Here is a 16808-nt window from a genome sequence, read left to right on the forward strand (position 1 = left end):
ACCGACATGCAATTGATCTGGCTGCGCAGCGACTTGCGCCAACATGACAACACTGCCCTCGCAGCCGCCGCCGAGCGTGGCCCGACCGTGGCTGTGTACCTGTTGAGCCCGCAGCAATGGCAGGAACATGACGACGCGCCGTGCAAGATCGATTTCTGGCTGCGCAATCTGCACGAGCTGAGCAAAAGCCTCGGCGATCTGAACATCCCGCTCCTGATCCGCACCGCGTCTCACTGGGATCAGGCACCGGCGGTGCTGCTCGAGCTGTGTCGGCAACTGAAGATCAAGGCAGTGCACGTCAACGAGGAATACGGCATCAACGAAAGCCGTCGCGACGCAGCCGTTGCCAAGGCGCTGCAAGCCGAAGGCATAACGTTCCATACCTACCTCGACCAATTGCTGTTCAAGCCCGGCAGCGTGCTGACCCGCACCGGCACTTACTTTCAGGTGTTCAGTCAGTTCCGCAAAGTCTGCTACGAGCACCTGCACTGTTCGATGCCTTCGCTGAAACAGGCACCGGGCAAACAGTCAGCGCTGAACATCGCCAGCGACCCCGTTCCAGAAGCCATCGAAGGATTCCCGACACCCGGCGCATCCCTGCGCGCCCTGTGGCCCGCCGGTGAAGCCGAGGCCCGGCGACGCCTCGACACGTTCGCCGATGCACAGATCGACTATTACAAGAGCGAACGCGACTTCCCGGCCAAACCCGGCACCAGCCAGCTCTCGCCTTATCTGGCCGCGGGTGTGATCTCGCCGCGCCAGTGCCTGCACGCTGCCCTGCAAAGCAATCAGGGCGAATTCGAAAGCGGCAAGGTCGGGGCCATCACCTGGATCAACGAACTGCTGTGGCGTGAGTTTTACAAGCACATCCTCGTCGGTTACCCACGGGTTTCGCGGCACCGCGCATTCCGCCCGGAAACCGAAGCCCTGGCCTGGCGCGATGCGCCTGCGGATCTGGCCGCCTGGCAGGAAGCCCGCACCGGCCTGCCGATCATCGATGCAGCCATGCGCCAACTGCTGGAAACCGGCTGGATGCACAACCGGCTGCGAATGGTGGTGGCGATGTTTCTGACCAAGAACCTGTTGATCGACTGGCGCGAAGGCGAGCGTTTCTTCATGCGCCACCTGATCGACGGCGACCTGGCCGCGAACAACGGCGGCTGGCAGTGGAGTTCCTCGACCGGCACCGACTCGGCGCCGTACTTTCGCATCTTCAATCCGGTCAGCCAGTCGGAAAAATTCGACAGCGAAGGCATGTTCATCAAGCACTGGCTGCCGGAGCTGGCCGGACTGAACAAAAAAGACGTACACAACCCGGCCAGTGCCGGCGGGCTGTTCGGCGTCGCGGACTATCCGCCGCCGATCGTCAATCTGAGCACATCGCGGGAGCGGGCGCTGGCAGCCTTCAAGAACCTGCCGTCGCGGTCGTCTCAAGGAGAGAGCGATGAGTGATTTTCTGCGCGGTTTTGCCCAGCGGTTCGCACAGTTGAATAAAGACAACTTGCGCAAACTGGACGAACTGTACAGCGAGGACATTCATTTCACCGATCCGCTGCACGAAGTGCAGGGACTGACGCAATTGCGTGGTTACTTCAGCGAGTTGTACGCCAACGTCAACGAACTGCGCTTCGATTTCCACGGTTTCGACCAGATCGGCGACGGCGAAGGCTATTTGCGCTGGGTCATGAGCTACCGCCACCCGCGCCTGGCCAGCGGGCAACTGATTCGAGTCTCCGGCTGCTCGCACCTGCTGTGGCGCGACAAGGTCTACCGTCATCGGGATTACTTCGATGCCGGAGCACTGCTTTATGAACATCTACCCATATTGGGTCGGGTGATCGCCTGGCTGAAAAGGAGATTGGGATGAGTCGTACAGCTCCACGGCGTTATTGGCTGACCGGTGCCAGCAGTGGCATCGGCGCGGCACTCGCGGAAGACATTCTGAAGAGCGGCGCACATCTGGCGGTCAGTTCCCGTCAGGTCGCACCGCTCAAAGTGTTGGCACAGCGCTATCCGGGCCAGGTGCTGGTAGTGCCGGGAGACCTGACCAACAGCCAGACTGTCCGGGAAATCGGCGAGAAGATCGCCATGGACTGGGGCGCGCTGGATACGGTGATCCTCAACGCCGGCACCTGTGAGTACGTCGATGCCCGGCAGTTCGACGCCTCGATCATCGAGCACGTGGTGCGCACCAACCTGCTCGCCAGCAGCTATTGCATCGAAGCCGCGCTGCCCTTGCTGCGCAAAGGGACGGCACCGCATCTGGTGGGCATGGCCAGCTCGGTGACCTATGTGCCGCTGCCCCGCGCCGAAGCCTATGGCGCATCGAAGGCCGGGCTGCGTTATCTGTTCGAGTCCCTGCGTATCGATCTGGCGGACGAAGGCATTGAAGTGACCGTGATCAGCCCCGGTTTCGTCGAGACACCGCTGACCGCCAAAAATGATTTCCCGATGCCTCTCAGTTGGCCTGTGGATAAAGCCGCACGGCACATCTTCGCCAAACTGAAAGATCGACCGCTTGAAATCGCCTTTCCGGCACTGTTCATGGCGGTTCTGTGGCCACTGTCGAAAATGCCTGCGCGGGTACAACTGGCAATTGGCAAACGCATGGTGCGCAGCAACCCTCCGCTCAAGGACGCAACATGAAGATCGCCATTGTCGGCAGCGGTATCGCCGGTTTGACCTGTGCCTATCTGCTCGCTCGTCGGCATGACATTACGGTGTTCGAAGCCGACGCCCGGATCGGCGGCCACACGCACACCGTGCCTGTGACCGTGGACGGGCGCGAGTATGCGGTGGACACCGGCTTCATCGTGTTCAACGACTGGACGTATCCCAACTTCATCCGTTTGCTTGGCCAACTGGGTGTGACGTTCAAACCCACCGAGATGAGCTTTTCGGTCAACGATCCGGACACCGGTCTGGAATACAACGGCAACAACCTGAACAGCCTGTTCGCCCAGCGCAGCAATCTGCTGTCGCCCGGATTCTGGGGCATGTTGCGCGACATCCTGCGATTCAATAAAGAAGCCCGGCGCGACCTTGCCGAACAGCGGATCACCGCGGACACCACACTCGACGATTACCTCAAGGCCGGCGCTTACGGCGAGCGCTTCATCCTGCATTACATCGTGCCGATGGGCGCGGCGATCTGGTCGATGCCGATGGCCGAAATGCTCAATTTTCCGTTGCAGTTCTTCGTGCGTTTTTTTGAGAACCACGGGTTGCTGTCGGTCAGCAACCGTCCGCAATGGCAAGTCATCGAGGGTGGTTCCAGCGCTTACGTTGCGCCGTTGAGCGCATCGTTCAAGGAGCGTATCCGCCTGAATTGCCCGGTGGGCCGGATCGATCGTGATGCGCACGGCGTGGTTATCCACAGCCCGGCCGGCATCGAACGTTTCGACAAAGTGGTGCTGGCCTGCCACAGCGACCAGGCCCTGCGACTGCTGGGAAGTCCTGACGATAAAGAAAGGCAAATCCTCGGCGCCCTGCCCTACGCCGACAACGAGGTGGTGCTGCACACCGACACCCGCCTGCTGCCCACGCGCAAGCGGGCCTGGGCCAGCTGGAACTATCGCCTCGGCGGAGCCGGTCATACCCGGGCGGCCGTGACCTACGACATGAACATTCTGCAAGGCATCCAGAGCGACACCACGTTCTGCGTCAGCCTCAACCAGAGCGCTGGTATCACGCCGTCCAAGGTGCTGGCGCGCTTCACCTATGCCCACCCGCAATTCAGCCTCGCGGCCGTGGCGGCACAGCAGCGCTGGGCTGAAATCGACGGCGCGCAACACACGCATTATTGCGGCGCCTATTGGGCCAACGGTTTCCATGAGGACGGTGTGGTCAGCGCCCTGCGCGTGGCCGCAGCCTTCGGAGAAGGTCTGTGAACAGCGCGCTCTACAGTGGCTGGATTGCCCATCGGCGATTCGCACCGCGCCGTCATCAATTCCGTTACCGGATCGGCATGCTGTATCTCGATCTGGCTGAACAGGAAGCGGTGCTGGGCCTGTCCCGATTGGCGGGGTCCAGCCGCTTTGCGCCGTTTTCATTTCGCGAAACCGATTACCTGAAAACCTTCACCGACCGGGGCGTGCGCCTGAGCGATGCGGTGCGGCAGCTTGTCGGCGAAGCCCTGGGCCATGCGCCGCAAGGTTCGATCTGCCTGCTGACCCAGCCGCGCAGCTGGGGCCTGTCGTTCAACCCGGTGAGCTTTTTCTATTGCCACGAGGCCGACGGCCAACTGGCGGCGATTCTCTGCGAAGTCCGCAACACGCCGTGGCGCGAGCGTTATCACTACGTGCTGCCGGCTCGAGCGCCGACTCAGCTGCAGGACTTTCATCAGCACTTTGCCGTGACCAAGGCCTTTCACGTGTCGCCGTTCCTGCCGCCGGACCTGGAATACCGCATGAGCTTCAGCCCGGCCGCGCAGACCCTGGGCGTACACATGGCCGACTGGCAGGGTGAGCAAAAGCTGTTCGACGCCACCCTCGACCTGCAACGCGAACCCCTTGATCGAAGCCACTTGCACCGACACCTGTGGCGCTTTCCCTGGATGACTGCCAAGACCGCGCTGGCGATCTATTGGCAGGCGCTGCGCCTGTTGCTCAAGCGCACCCCGGTGTATGACCACCAGCGCGCCGACGACCTTTTTCGAACCGCCACTATACCGACCGAGGAACGCCACCATGAAATCCACTAGCGTCTCGGCCAAAGCCAGCCTGTTCAGCCCTCACGGCCTGAGCGGTTCGCTGCTGCGCCGGGGAGTACTGCGCCAGCTGGAGCAGCTCAAGCAGGGTCAACTGATCGTCATCGAGGACGGCGAGCGCCACGTCTTCGGCACGCCGGGCAGCGCCCTGGTGGGCGAGATTCAAGTTCTGGATCCGGCCGTCTGGGGCCTGGTCGCCGGCAATGGTTCGATCGGTGCGGGTGAAGCTTTCATCCATGGCTACTGGCGCTCGCCGGACCTGACGGCCGTGGTGCGGGTCTTCGTCAGCAACCTTGAAGTGCTCGACGCAATGGAAGGTGGCCTGGCCCGGCTCGGTCGCCCGCTGGTGCGCGGGCTGCACTGGCTCAACCGCAATACGCGCAAGGGCTCGCAGAAAAACATCGCCGCTCATTACGATCTGGGCAATGACCTGTTCGAGCAGTTTCTCGACCCGACCATGATGTATTCGGCCGCGCAGTTCCTCAGCCCTGACGACAGCCTGGAGCAGGCGCAACTGAACAAGCTGGAGCGGATCTGCCAGAAACTCGCGCTCAAGCCCGGCGACCATCTGCTGGAAATCGGCACCGGTTGGGGCAGCATGGCGCTCTACGCGGCGCAGCACTATGGCTGCAGAGTCACCACTACCACGCTGTCGAAAGAGCAGTTCGCCTTCACTGCCGCGCGCATCGAACGCCTCGGTTTGCAGGATCAGGTGACGCTGTTGCTCAAGGACTACCGCGACCTCACCGGCCAGTACGACAAACTGGTGTCGATCGAGATGATCGAAGCAGTCGGCCACCGCTTTCTGCCGACCTACTTCAAGCAATGCGCGCAGCTGCTCAAGAGCAACGGCCTGATGCTGCTGCAAGCGATCACCATCCGCGAACAGCGCTACGAACAGGCGCGCCGTGGCGTGGACTTCATCCAGCGCTACATTTTCCCCGGCGGTGCCCTGCCCTGCGTGCAGAAAATGCTCGAAATCGTCGGCCGCGACACCGATATGAACCTGTTGCACATGGAAGATTTCGGCCTGCATTACGCCCGCACCCTGCGCCTGTGGCACGAGAACTTTCGCCATGCTCACGGCCGTCTGACCGAACTGGGCTATGACGATTACTTCCTCAGGTTGTGGGAGTTCTACCTGTGTTACTGCGAGGGCGGATTCCTCGAACGCACCATCGGCACTGCACAGCTGGTGCTGGCCAAACCGGCGGCGATGACCGCGCCTTTGCTGGGCCGGTTCGATGCTTGAGCGGTTGGCCAACGCGGTGCTGTTCCAGATCGGCTGGCTGGCCTGCGTGCTCGGTGGCGACAGCCTTTGGCTGCTGCTGGCGCTGGCGGTGCTGGTGATTCACCTGGGCTGGATCAGCAGCTGGGCGCAGGAAGGTCGCCTGTTGCTCTGCGTAGTGATTATCGGCACGGCGGTGGACAGTACGCTGCGTGGTCTCGGGGTCTTCGAGTTCAAGGATCTGTCGCCGCTGATCCCGCTGTGGCTGATGTTGCTCTGGGCGTTGTTTGCCACGACGTTGCGCCATTGCCTGCAATGGAGCGCCAGCCCGTGGTGGCTCGCCAGCCTGCTTGGCGCAGTCGGGGGCGCACTGTCCTACGGCGCCGGCGGACGAATGGCCGGCGTGCAGTTTCCTCACGGTGAGCTTGCGACCCTGATCGGCGTGGCGCTGCTGTGGGCGATGCTGTTTCCGTTGCTGCATCAATTGTCCCGACGGCTGCCGCGCTAAACGCCTGTCAGGCCCTTCACACGGTCATCGGCCACTGCCGTACACTGGCGCCATGAAAACCATTCCCCATCGGCAGATCGCCGAACCCGTTGTCACCTGCTCGACCTGTGCAGCCTGCTGCTGTCAGCTCGAAGTGATGCTGATCACCGACACTGGCGTGCCCGAGCGTTTTATCGATACCGACGATTGGGGTGGAGAAGTGATGCTGCGTCTGGATGACGGCTGGTGCGCGGCGCTGGATCGCGACACGATGATGTGCACGATCTACGAGAAGCGTCCGCTGATCTGCCGCGAGTTCGAAATGGGTGCACCGGAATGCATCGACGAACGCCAGGGGATTGCTACGGCGTACCGCTGAGCACAAAAAAAGGAGCGCCTGGCGCTCCTTTTTCTTGAACTGACTTTCCGGGTGCTTACAGCGGCATCGTGTAATGCAATGCGTAGCTTTCCACACCGTCGTTGTCGCTGCTCAGACCGGCGTTGGAATAGTGCGTCGCACGGATCCCCACCTCATGCCCGCCATTGAAGCGCAGGCCGAAACCGATACGGTCTTCGAACTGGAAGGAACCGCCGAGCTTGTTGTCTTCATATTCGGTGTTGGAGAACAGCGCCACGCCGATCCCCGCCTCGACATACGGTTTGACCGACTGACCGGCGAACTCGTAAACAAACACCGGCGAGAACGACAGGCTGTTGTTGCTCGACGTCTTGTCGCCTTCCCAATAAGTGTAGGCGCCGCTCCAGTAACCGGTCAGACGACCAACGTCACTTTGCAGCCAACTCTTGTCCCAGTCGAAATTCATGCCCAGGCGATAAGTCATGGTCGAATCGCTGGTAGCACCCACTGCAAACTCGACGCCAGCAGCCTGTGCGGTAAAACTTTGCCCCATCAGTGCAGCCGCAATCGCGGCCAAGCAGAATAGTCGCTTCACTTTGAAACTTCCTTTTCCGGAACGATCGTTTGGTTTTCTAGGTCACTCTGCGCTATAGAAATCTGCGCTTGGTCAGAAGTTCAGCTGACTTTTTAGATATTTCACATTTTTTTTACAAGTTGAATTTCTCGACTTCGCCGGCGACTTGACCCAGCAGGGCCAGGGTCTTGCGTAAAGACGCGGGATCAGCGCTGGTCCAGAATCTGACCGGTCGGTTCGGACCTTCGGCAAGCAAATCACGCTGGGCCAACAACCGCTGCAACTGCCGTGCTACCGCCGCGCCCGTATCGATCAGGCTGATGGTCTCGGGAATCATCGACTTGAGCATCGGCTTGAGAAACGGGTAGTGGGTGCAGCCGAGGATGATCGTGTCGCAACCATTGGCCAGAAGCGGATCGACATAGTGCTTGAGCAATGCACGCAACTCGGGGCTGTGCAGATCGCCGCTTTCAATGCGCTCGACCAGTCCGGGACACGGCTGAGTGATGACCCGCACATCGGTGGCGAAACGATCGAGCAGCGCGGCGAACTTGGCGCTCTGCAACGTACCGGTGGTGGCGAGTACGCCCACAACACCGCTGCGGGTGGCGGCGGCGGCCGGTTTGACCGCCGGCTCCATGCCGACGATCGGCCAGTCAGGGAAGTCCCGGCGCAGATCGGCGACACCGGCCACGGTCGCGGTGTTGCAGGCGATCACCAGCGCCTTGGCGCCCTGCTCGCGGAAAAAACCGGCCATCACGCTGCAACGCTGACGAATGAATTCCGGGGTTTTCTCGCCATAAGGAATGTGGCCGCAATCGCCCAGGTACAGCAGCGATTCATTCGGCAGCAGGTGCTGGATTTCCGCCAGCACCGACAGACCGCCGACGCCGGAATCGAAGACGGCAATCGGCGCTTCACGCATGCTGCGAACCACAGACGCTGCACCCTGGATCACGCTTGACCCGCAGTTCACGGAAGCGCGAGCCCAGTGCATCGATCAACAGCAGACGACCCACCAGTGGCTCGCCAAAACCTGCCAGCAACTTCAGGGCTTCCAGCGCTTGCAGGCTGCCGACCAGGCCGACCAGCGGCCCGACCACGCCGGCTTCACTGCAAGTCAGTTCGGCTTCGCTGCCGTGACCGTACAGGCAGTGGTAGCACGGGCTCTCGGCACGGCGCGGGTCGAATACCGAAAGCTGTCCTTCGAGGCGAATCGCGGCGCCGCTGACCAACGGCTTGCGCGCCGCCACGCACGCGGCGTTGACCGCTTCGCGGGTGGAAAAGTTATCCGAGCAGTCGAGCACCAGATCCACCGCCGTCACAGCTGCCGCAAGGGAATCCTCGTCAAGCGCCTGACGATGGGGCACCAGTCGGATTTCAGGGTTGATCGCGCTCAGGCGCTTGAGCGCCGAGTCGACCTTGGGCATGCCGACGCTATCGGTGTCGTGGATGATCTGGCGTTGCAGGTTGGTCAGGTCGACCGTGTCGAAATCCGCCAGATGCAATTCACCGACACCCGCCGCCGCCAGGTACAAGGCAACCGGCGCACCGAGACCGCCGAGGCCGACGATCAGGACACGGCTGTCCTTGAGCTTCAACTGGCCATCGATGTCGATGTGTTGGAGCAGGATCTGCCGACTGTAGCGCAACAATTCCTGATCATTCAGCACGGCAGGCGCCCCAGGCTGATCCGTTGATGGCCGCCCAGATCGGTGCGGCTGTGGACTTCTTCGAAACCTTGCGTCAGCAGCAGATCGCGCACGGCTTCGGCTTGATCATAGCCGTGTTCGAGCATCAACCAGCCACCAGCTTCCAGATGCGCCGGCGCCTGGGCGATGATCAGACGCAGATCGTCGAGCCCGTCGATGCCCGCCACCAAGGCGCTTTCCGGCTCGAAACGCACATCGCCTTCCACCAGATGCGGATCGGCGGCGCGGATGTATGGCGGATTGCTGATGATCAGCTCGAAACGCTTGCCTTCGAGGGCGCTGAACCAGTGGCTGCTCAGCACCGTGGCGTTGTTCAGGTGCAGGCGCTGCCGATTGCGCTCGGCCAGGGCCACGGCTTCCAGCACGCGATCCACGGCAGTGACCTGCCACGCCGGGCGCTCGCTGGCCAGGGCCAGGGCAATCGCCCCGCTGCCGGTGCCCAGATCAAGCACTTTGGCCGGGGTTGCCGGCAACAATTCCAGCGCGGCTTCCACCAGCAGTTCGGTGTCCGGACGCGGGATCAGCGTGTGCGGTGCGACTTCCAGATCGAGCTTCCAGAAACCCTGCTGGCCCAGAATGTAGGCGACCGGCTCGCCGCTGCGACGACGTTGCAGATACTCGGCGAAGACCAGTGCAGCTTCGCTGGGCACGATGCGCTCGGGCCAGGTGTGGAGAAAACTGCGCGACTTGCCCAGCGCGGCGGCCAGAAGCAATTCGGCATCCAGACGCGCGGTGGGCGAATCCGGCAGTTCGGCGGCGCGCAACAGGCTGGCGATGATGGTCATTTACTCACCTATCGCTGCGAGCTGGTCGGCCTGGTATTCGGCCAGCAACGGCTCGATCACCGCTTCGACGCCACCGGCGAGGATTTCGTCGAGGGAATACAGGGTCAGGTTGACGCGATGGTCGGTAACCCGGCCCTGGGCAAAGTTGTAGGTACGGATACGCTCGGAGCGGTCACCGGAGCCCACCAGCAACTTACGTTCGCTGGCGATGGCATTGGCCGCCGCAGCGGTCTGCTGGTCGTTGAGCTTGGCCGACAGCCAGGCCATCGCCCGGGCGCGGTTCTTGTGCTGGGAACGTTCTTCCTGACACTCGACCACGATACCGGTCGGCAAGTGGGTGATACGGATCGCCGAGTCGGTCTTGTTGACGTGCTGACCACCGGCCCCGGAGGAACGGTAGGTGTCGACGCGCAAGTCCGCCGGGTTGATCTCGATCGCTTCCTGCTCGTCCGGTTCCGGCAACACCGCCACCGTGCAGGCCGAGGTGTGGATCCGGCCCTGGGATTCAGTGGCTGGCACGCGCTGGACGCGGTGGGCGCCGGATTCGAACTTGAGTTTGCCGTAGACGTTGTCGCCTTCGACCCGGGCAATGACTTCTTTATAGCCGCCGTGTTCGCCTTCATTCTCCGAAAGGATTTCCACGCGCCAGCCACGCCGTTCGGCGTAACGCGAGTACATGCGGAACAGGTCGCCGGAGAAAATCGCCGCCTCGTCGCCACCGGTGCCGGCGCGGATTTCGAGGAACACGTTACGCCCGTCGTTGGGATCCTTGGGCAGCAGCATGCGTTGCAGGTCGGATTCCAGGGTGATCAACAATTCCTTGGCTTCGCGGACTTCTTCCACGGCCATTTCACGCATGTCCGGGTCGCTGTCCTTGAGCAGCGCCTGTGCGCCTTCCAGATCGTTTTGTACGCTGAGCAGCTTTTTATAGGCTTCGACCACCGGCTCGACTTCGGCGTATTCCTTGGAATAGGCGCGGAATTTGGCCTGGTCGGAAATGACTTCGGCGTCGCCGAGCAGCGCGGTCAGTTCCTCGAAACGGTCCTGGAGGATGTCCAGCTTATTGAGCAGTGACGCTTTCATTGCGGTTTTTTATCCGAAAAGCTATCCGGTGAGCCCTCGAGGGCAAAGAGTTCCTGAGCCATGGCCAGCGCATCGAGGCGGCCTTCGGCAGAAAGCTTTTTCAACTGCACACTCGGGGCATGCAGGAGTTTGTTGGTCAGGCCACGGGCCAGTTGCCCGAGGACGTCTTCGGCGTTGCCGCCATTGGCCAGCAGGCGCAGGGCCTTTTGCAGTTCTTCGTCGCGCAGGCGTTCGCTCTGTTGACGATAGGCCTTGAGCACATCGACCGCCGCCAGCTCGCGCAGGCGCACCATGAAATCGTCGGCGCCGACCGAAACCATCTCTTCGGCAGCCTGGGCCGCGCCCTGACGGCTCTTGAGGTTTTCGGCGACCACTTCGTGCAGATCGTCGACGCTATAGAGGTAAACGTCGTCGAGTTCGCCGACTTCCGGCTCGATGTCACGGGGAACGGCGATGTCGACCATGAAGATCGGCTTGTGCTTGCGCAGCTTCAGCGCACTTTCCACCGCACCTTTACCAAGGATCGGCAACTGACTGGCGGTGGAGCTGATCACGATATCGCTGCGCACCAGTTCGGCCGGGATGTCCGACAGCAACACCGCGTGCGCGCCGAACTGTTCGGCCAGCAGACTGGCACGTTCCAGGGTCCGGTTGGCGACCACGATGCGCTTGACCCCCAGCTCATGCAGATGGCGGGCGACCAGGGTGATGGTCTCGCCGGCGCCGATCAGCAGGGCCTGGCTGCGTTGCAGGTCGCTGAAAATCTGTTTGGCCAGGCTGACGGCGGCAAACGCCACGGACACCGGGTTTTCGCCGATGGCAGTATCGGTACGCACCTGCTTGGCGGCGTTGAAGGTTGCCTGGAACAGTCGCCCGAGCAGCGGGCCGATGGTGCCGGCCTCGCGGGCCACGGCGTAGGCTGACTTCATCTGGCCGAGAATCTGCGGTTCGCCCAGCACCAGCGAGTCGAGCCCGGAGGCGACGCGCATCATGTGACGAACGGCCGCATCGTCTTCATGTACATAAGCGCTCGCGCGCAGCTCATCGAGGCTTAAATGGTGATAGTCGGCCAGCCAGCGCAGCACGATATCGGCCGACAGCTGATCCTGTTCTATATACAGCTCACTGCGATTGCAGGTGGAGAGGATCGCAGCTTCGCGGCTGTCGGTGAGTCGGCAGAGCTGCTGCAAGGCCTCCACCAGCTGCTCAGGGGTAAAGGCCACGCGCTCGCGGACGTCTACTGAAGCAGTCTTGTGGTTGATACCGAGTGCAAGGAAGGCCATTCAAGGTCGCTGATGGTGACGTGAAGCCGGCAATTGTCCTACTTCGTCAGATTCAGAACAACTACCGCTGACTATTGTCCCAATTGCCGGCCCCTATAATGGCCACAATCGAGACTCGGTTATGTTTGGCCGAAGGCTTGTGTCATGATGATCCGACCGCAGGTTAGTCGTCCTCTTCCTATATGAATAGATCTTCCGCGTTGCTCCTCGCTTTTGTCTTCCTCAGCGGCTGCCAGGCCTTGGCCCCCGTTTCGCAGGACGGTGCCTCACCGGTCGAAGACACCACGCCGGCCCCTGAAAAGCCCAAGGTTTACAGCTCGTTCAGCCAGGAAACGGTGTTCAGCCTGCTGAGTGCCGAACTCGCCGGCCAGCGCAATCGTTTCGACATTGCCCTGGACAACTACGTGACCCAGGCCATCAACACCCAGGATCCGGGCGTTTCCGAGCGTGCCTTCCGCATCGCCGAGTACCTGGGCGCCGACCAGCCGGCCCTCGATACCGCGCTGATCTGGGCGAAAAATGCCCCGGACGACCTCGAAGCGCAACGCGCCGCCGCTGTGCAACTGGCTCGTGCAGGGCGTTATGACGACTCGATGGTCTACATGGAGAAAGTCCTTCAGGGCAAGGGCGACACCCATTTCGACTTCCTCGCGCTGTCGGCTGCCGACACCGATCAGGAAACCCGCAACGGCCTGATGAAAAGTTTCGACCGCCTGTTGCAGCGTCACCCGAACAACAATCAGTTGATTTTCGGCAAGGCCCTGCTGATGCAGCAGGATGGCGACACCAAAGGTGCGCTGACCCTGCTCGAAGACAATCCGCCGGAAGACGGCGAGATCGCCCCGATCCTGCTGCGCGCACGCCTGCTGCAAGGGCTAAATCGCGGCGACGAAGCCTTGCCGCTGCTGCAAAAGAGCATCAAGAAGTATCCGGACGACAAGCGCCTGCGCCTGACCTACGCGCGGATGCTGGTGGAACAGGACCGGATGGACGATGCCAAGGTCGAGTTCTCCACCCTGGTTCAGCAATACCCGGAAGACGACGAACTGCGTTATTCGCTGGCACTGGTCTGCCTGGAAGCCAAGGCCTGGGACGAGGCCAAGGGTTATCTGGAAGACCTGATCGCCCGGGAAAGCCACGTCGATTCCGCGCACCTGAACCTGGGGCGTATCGCCGAAGAACGCAACGACCCGCAAGGCGCGCTTATCGAATACGCCCAGGTCGGCCCCGGCAACGACTATCTGCCGGCGCAACTGCGTCAGGCCGATATCCTGATGAACAACGGCAAGACCGCCGAAGCCCAGAGCAAACTCTCTGCCGAGCGTGACGAACAACCGGACTACGCGATCCAGCTGTACCTGATCGAAGCCGAAACCCTGTCCGCCAACAATCAGGGCGACAAGGCCTGGAAAGTCCTGCAACAAGCGTTGCAGCAGTACCCGGACGATCTGAACCTGCTTTACACCCGCGCCATGCAGGCGGAAAAGCGCAATGACCTGGCGCAAATGGAAAAAGACCTGCGCCTGATCATCAAGCGCGATCCGGACAACGCCATGGCCCTCAACGCCCTCGGCTACACCCTGTCCGACCGCACCACCCGCTACGCTGAAGCCAAGGCGCTGATCGAACAGGCCCACCAGATCAACCCGGAAGACCCGGCGGTTCTCGACAGCCTCGGCTGGGTAAACTTCCGCATGGGAAATCTGGAGGACGCCGAGAAGTATCTGCGTCAGGCCCTCGAGCGCTTCCCCGATCACGAAGTCGCCGCGCATCTGGGCGAAGTGCTGTGGGCCAAGGGCAAACAGCGCGAAGCGAAACAAATCTGGGGCAAGTTCCTCAAGGACCAGCCTGACAGCACCATCCTGCGCAGCACCATCAAGCGCCTGACCGGATCCGAGACTCTTTAACTCATGTTTTTGCGCCACGTCATCGTTTTCAGCTTCATCGCCCTCCTCGCCGGTTGCGCGGGCTTCGGCGCCCGTGAATCGGTCGAGGGCCAAGGCAGCCCTGCACAATGGGCCGCGAACAAACAGCAACTGACCGGCCTCGACGGCTGGCAGATCGACGGCAAGATCGGTATCCGCGCCCCGAAAGACTCGGGCAGCGGCACACTGTTCTGGCTGCAACGTCAGGACTACTACGACATTCGCCTGTCCGGCCCGCTGGGGCGTGGCGCAGCGCGACTGACCGGCCGCCCGGGTGCGGTGTCGCTGGAAGTGGCGAATCAGGGCCGTTATGAAGCGCCGACTCCGGAAGCACTGGTCGAAGATCAACTGGGCTGGAAACTGCCGGTCTCGCATCTGGCCTGGTGGGTTCGCGGCCTTCCGGCACCGGACAGCAAAAGCCGTCTGACCCTGGACGGCAACAGTCGCCTGGCCAATCTGGATCAGGATGGCTGGCAGGTCGAATACCTCAGCTATGCCGAACAGAACGGTTACTGGCTGCCCGAGCGGATCAAGCTGCACGGCAGCGATCTGGACGTGACGCTGGTGATCAAGACCTGGCAACCGCGCAAACTGGGGCAATAAAGCATGACCGCACCACGCCTCACGCTGCCATCGCCAGCCAAACTCAACCTGATGCTGCACATTCTCGGTCGTCGTGAAGACGGTTATCACGAGTTGCAGACGCTTTTTCAGTTCCTCGACTACGGCGACGAAATCACCTTCGCCGTCCGTGACGATGGCGTGATTTGCCTGCACACCGAATTCGACGGCGTGCCCCATGACAGCAACCTGATCGTGCGCGCGGCGAAGAAACTGCAGGAACAATCCGGCTGCTCGCTCGGCATCGATATCTGGATCGACAAGATCCTGCCAATGGGCGGCGGCATCGGTGGCGGCAGCTCGAATGCGGCCACCACCCTGCTCGGCCTCAATCATTTATGGCAACTGGATTGGGATGAAGATCGCCTGGCCGCACTGGGCCTGACGCTGGGCGCCGACGTGCCGGTGTTCGTGCGTGGTCATGCGGCTTTTGCCGAAGGTGTCGGTGAGAAACTCACCCCGGTCGAGCCCGCCGAACCTTGGTACGTCGTGCTCGTTCCGCAAGTCTCTGTAAGTACGGCAGAAATTTTTTCAGATCCTTTGTTGACACGTAACACGCCGCCCATTAAAGTGCGCCCCGTTCCCGAGGGAAACAGTCGAAATGACTGCTTGCCGGTGGTTTCAAGGCGTTATCCAGAAGTACGTAACGCATTGAATTTGTTAGGTAATTTTACCGAAGCAAAACTTACCGGAACTGGAAGTTGTGTGTTTGGGGGCTTCCCAAGCAAAGCTGAAGCTGATAAAGTCTCGGCCCTTCTGACAGAGACCCTTACAGGGTTTGTAGCAAAAGGAAGCAACGTTTCGATGTTGCATCGCAAGCTGCAAAGTCTGCTCTAAAGGAATCAAGTGCCCGGCACTTGAAAGCAACAGATACAGGGGCGTCGCCAAGCGGTAAGGCAGCAGGTTTTGATCCTGCCATGCGTTGGTTCGAATCCAGCCGCCCCTGCCATTTTCCTATACTCATCCAGGTATACCCTCAGCCTTCAGGTACTGCGCGTGTCCAAGATGATGGTCTTTACGGGGAACGCTAACCCCGATCTGGCTCGGCGTGTCGTACGTCAGCTGCATATCCCTCTCGGTGACATCTCTGTCGGTAAATTCTCCGACGGCGAAATTACAGCCGAGATCAATGAAAACGTTCGTGGTAAAGACGTCTTCATTATTCAGCCGACTTGCGCTCCGACCAACGATAACCTGATGGAACTGGTAGTGATGGCTGATGCCTTCCGCCGCTCCTCGGCTACTCGTATCACTGCTGTTATTCCTTATTTTGGTTATGCCCGTCAGGATCGCCGTCCGCGTTCCGCACGTGTGGCTATCAGCGCAAAAGTCGTTGCTGACATGCTTACCGTAGTCGGCATCGACCGTGTTCTCACGGTTGATCTGCATGCTGACCAGATTCAGGGTTTCTTCGATATTCCGGTAGATAACATCTACGGCTCCCCGGTTCTGGTGGATGACATCGAAGATCAGCGCTTCGAGAACCTGATGATCGTGTCCCCGGACATTGGTGGCGTCGTGCGTGCACGTGCCGTTGCCAAATCCCTGGGCGTGGATCTCGGGATCATCGACAAACGCCGTGAGAAAGCCAATCACTCTGAAGTGATGCATATCATCGGCGATGTCGAAGGGCGTACCTGCATTCTGGTCGATGACATGGTCGATACCGCCGGCACTCTGTGCCACGCGGCCAAGGCCCTGAAAGAGCATGGCGCAGCCAAGGTCTTTGCCTACTGCACACACCCTGTGCTGTCGGGTCGGGCCATCGAGAATATCGAAAATTCCGTGCTGGACGAGCTGGTGGTCACTAACACCATCCCGCTGTCCGCTGCAGCACAAGCCTGTGCACGTATCCGTCAACTGGATATCGCACCGGTTGTTGCCGAAGCGGTTCGCCGCATCAGCAATGAAGAATCGATCAGCGCGATGTTCCGTTAAGGGCCCTGCCCTTCGCGAAATGTCTCGTTGACGAAAAGCGCCCCGCCCCGGCATTCCTGCCGGGGCGGGGCTTTTTTGCCCATACCGTGTTCGGCGCTGGTCGCAA

18 protein-coding genes and 1 tRNA gene are annotated in these 16808 nt (G+C 61.0%); 13 read left to right on the plus strand and 6 right to left on the minus strand.

The annotated features are described in order from the left end of the window. The first annotated feature begins 6 nt into the window (after positions 1 to 6). From phrB to QLG12_RS14685, 8 genes are read left to right on the plus strand one after another with little or no spacing between them, the layout of a single operon-like run. Positions 7 to 1452: a deoxyribodipyrimidine photo-lyase gene (gene phrB / locus QLG12_RS14650; RefSeq protein WP_282474797.1), complete on the plus strand. Its 1446-nt coding sequence runs from the start codon at positions 7 to 9 to the stop codon at positions 1450 to 1452. Further along, positions 1445 to 1867, plus strand: coding sequence for a nuclear transport factor 2 family protein (locus QLG12_RS14655; protein WP_197868388.1), 423 nt, complete (start codon positions 1445 to 1447; stop codon positions 1865 to 1867). Before phrB ends, QLG12_RS14655 begins: the two co-directional genes overlap by 8 nt. After that, entirely contained in the window at positions 1864 to 2646 is a 783-nt protein-coding gene (locus tag QLG12_RS14660) for an SDR family NAD(P)-dependent oxidoreductase (protein WP_197868387.1), read from the plus strand. The genes QLG12_RS14655 and QLG12_RS14660 overlap by 4 nt, the downstream gene beginning before the upstream one ends. Beyond that, the gene (locus QLG12_RS14665; RefSeq protein ID WP_282474783.1) at positions 2643 to 3890 is read left to right on the plus strand and encodes an FAD-dependent oxidoreductase; all 1248 of its coding nucleotides are present in this window, start codon (positions 2643 to 2645) and stop codon (positions 3888 to 3890) included. The genes QLG12_RS14660 and QLG12_RS14665 overlap by 4 nt, the downstream gene beginning before the upstream one ends. Continuing rightward, positions 3887 to 4702 (plus strand): DUF1365 domain-containing protein, encoded by an 816-nt coding sequence (locus tag QLG12_RS14670; protein WP_282474784.1) that lies wholly within the window; start codon positions 3887 to 3889, stop codon positions 4700 to 4702. The genes QLG12_RS14665 and QLG12_RS14670 overlap by 4 nt, the downstream gene beginning before the upstream one ends. After that, positions 4689 to 5960, plus strand: a complete 1272-nt coding sequence (locus tag QLG12_RS14675) for a cyclopropane-fatty-acyl-phospholipid synthase family protein (RefSeq protein ID WP_108563235.1) — start codon at positions 4689 to 4691, stop codon at positions 5958 to 5960. The genes QLG12_RS14670 and QLG12_RS14675 overlap by 14 nt, the downstream gene beginning before the upstream one ends. After that, positions 5953 to 6444, plus strand: coding sequence for a DUF2878 domain-containing protein (locus tag QLG12_RS14680; protein ID WP_282474785.1), 492 nt, complete (start codon positions 5953 to 5955; stop codon positions 6442 to 6444). The genes QLG12_RS14675 and QLG12_RS14680 overlap by 8 nt, the downstream gene beginning before the upstream one ends. 52 nt (positions 6445 to 6496) lie before the next feature. Then, the gene (locus QLG12_RS14685; RefSeq protein WP_011335918.1) at positions 6497 to 6802 is read left to right on the plus strand and encodes a YkgJ family cysteine cluster protein; all 306 of its coding nucleotides are present in this window, start codon (positions 6497 to 6499) and stop codon (positions 6800 to 6802) included. Positions 6803 to 6857: 55 nt separating this feature from the next. Here QLG12_RS14685 and QLG12_RS14690 read toward each other — a convergent pair whose 3' ends face one another. The 6 genes from QLG12_RS14690 to hemA all read right to left on the minus strand — a co-directional run bounded on the left by QLG12_RS14690 (position 6858) and on the right by hemA (position 12218). Next, entirely contained in the window at positions 6858 to 7376 is a 519-nt protein-coding gene (locus tag QLG12_RS14690) for an acyloxyacyl hydrolase (protein ID WP_039766327.1), read from the minus strand. A gap of 112 nt (positions 7377 to 7488) precedes the next feature. Next, complete coding sequence (gene murI / locus QLG12_RS14695; protein WP_236195030.1) at positions 7489 to 8280, minus strand: glutamate racemase; 792 nt, start codon at positions 8278 to 8280, stop codon at positions 7489 to 7491. After that, a complete protein-coding gene (locus tag QLG12_RS14700) occupies positions 8273 to 9028 on the minus strand; it encodes a molybdopterin-synthase adenylyltransferase MoeB (RefSeq protein ID WP_282474786.1) in 756 nt (251 codons plus the stop codon). Before QLG12_RS14700 ends, murI begins: the two co-directional genes overlap by 8 nt. Beyond that, entirely contained in the window at positions 9022 to 9852 is an 831-nt protein-coding gene (prmC, locus tag QLG12_RS14705) for a peptide chain release factor N(5)-glutamine methyltransferase (RefSeq protein ID WP_108563240.1), read from the minus strand. Before prmC ends, QLG12_RS14700 begins: the two co-directional genes overlap by 7 nt. Beyond that, positions 9853 to 10935, minus strand: a complete 1083-nt coding sequence (gene prfA, locus QLG12_RS14710) for a peptide chain release factor 1 (RefSeq protein WP_197868380.1) — start codon at positions 10933 to 10935, stop codon at positions 9853 to 9855. Further along, positions 10932 to 12218, minus strand: a complete 1287-nt coding sequence (gene hemA / locus QLG12_RS14715; protein WP_007951716.1) for a glutamyl-tRNA reductase — start codon at positions 12216 to 12218, stop codon at positions 10932 to 10934. Before hemA ends, prfA begins: the two co-directional genes overlap by 4 nt. Positions 12219 to 12400: 182 nt before the next feature. Between hemA and QLG12_RS14720 the strand changes: the two genes are divergently transcribed. From QLG12_RS14720 to QLG12_RS14740, 5 genes are all read left to right on the plus strand, one after another. Continuing rightward, the gene (locus QLG12_RS14720; protein ID WP_197868379.1) at positions 12401 to 14125 is read left to right on the plus strand and encodes a tetratricopeptide repeat protein; all 1725 of its coding nucleotides are present in this window, start codon (positions 12401 to 12403) and stop codon (positions 14123 to 14125) included. Between the two features lie 3 nt (positions 14126 to 14128). Continuing rightward, positions 14129 to 14746 carry a lipoprotein insertase outer membrane protein LolB gene (lolB, locus tag QLG12_RS14725; RefSeq protein ID WP_197868378.1) on the plus strand — a complete coding sequence of 206 codons (618 nt, stop codon included), beginning with the start codon at positions 14129 to 14131 and terminating at the stop codon, positions 14744 to 14746. A gap of 3 nt (positions 14747 to 14749) precedes the next feature. Next, positions 14750 to 15601 (plus strand): 4-(cytidine 5'-diphospho)-2-C-methyl-D-erythritol kinase, encoded by an 852-nt coding sequence (gene ispE, locus QLG12_RS14730; protein WP_197868377.1) that lies wholly within the window; start codon positions 14750 to 14752, stop codon positions 15599 to 15601. Between the two features lie 37 nt (positions 15602 to 15638). Further along, a tRNA-Gln gene (locus QLG12_RS14735) sits at positions 15639 to 15713 on the plus strand. 47 nt (positions 15714 to 15760) lie between these two features. Next, entirely contained in the window at positions 15761 to 16702 is a 942-nt protein-coding gene (locus QLG12_RS14740; protein ID WP_003171603.1) for a ribose-phosphate pyrophosphokinase, read from the plus strand. Positions 16703 to 16808 lie beyond the last annotated feature (106 nt).

It is taken from the genome of Pseudomonas sp. V88_4, from assembly GCF_029967985.1.
Taxonomy (GTDB): Bacteria; Pseudomonadota; Gammaproteobacteria; order Pseudomonadales; family Pseudomonadaceae; genus Aquipseudomonas; species Aquipseudomonas glycinae.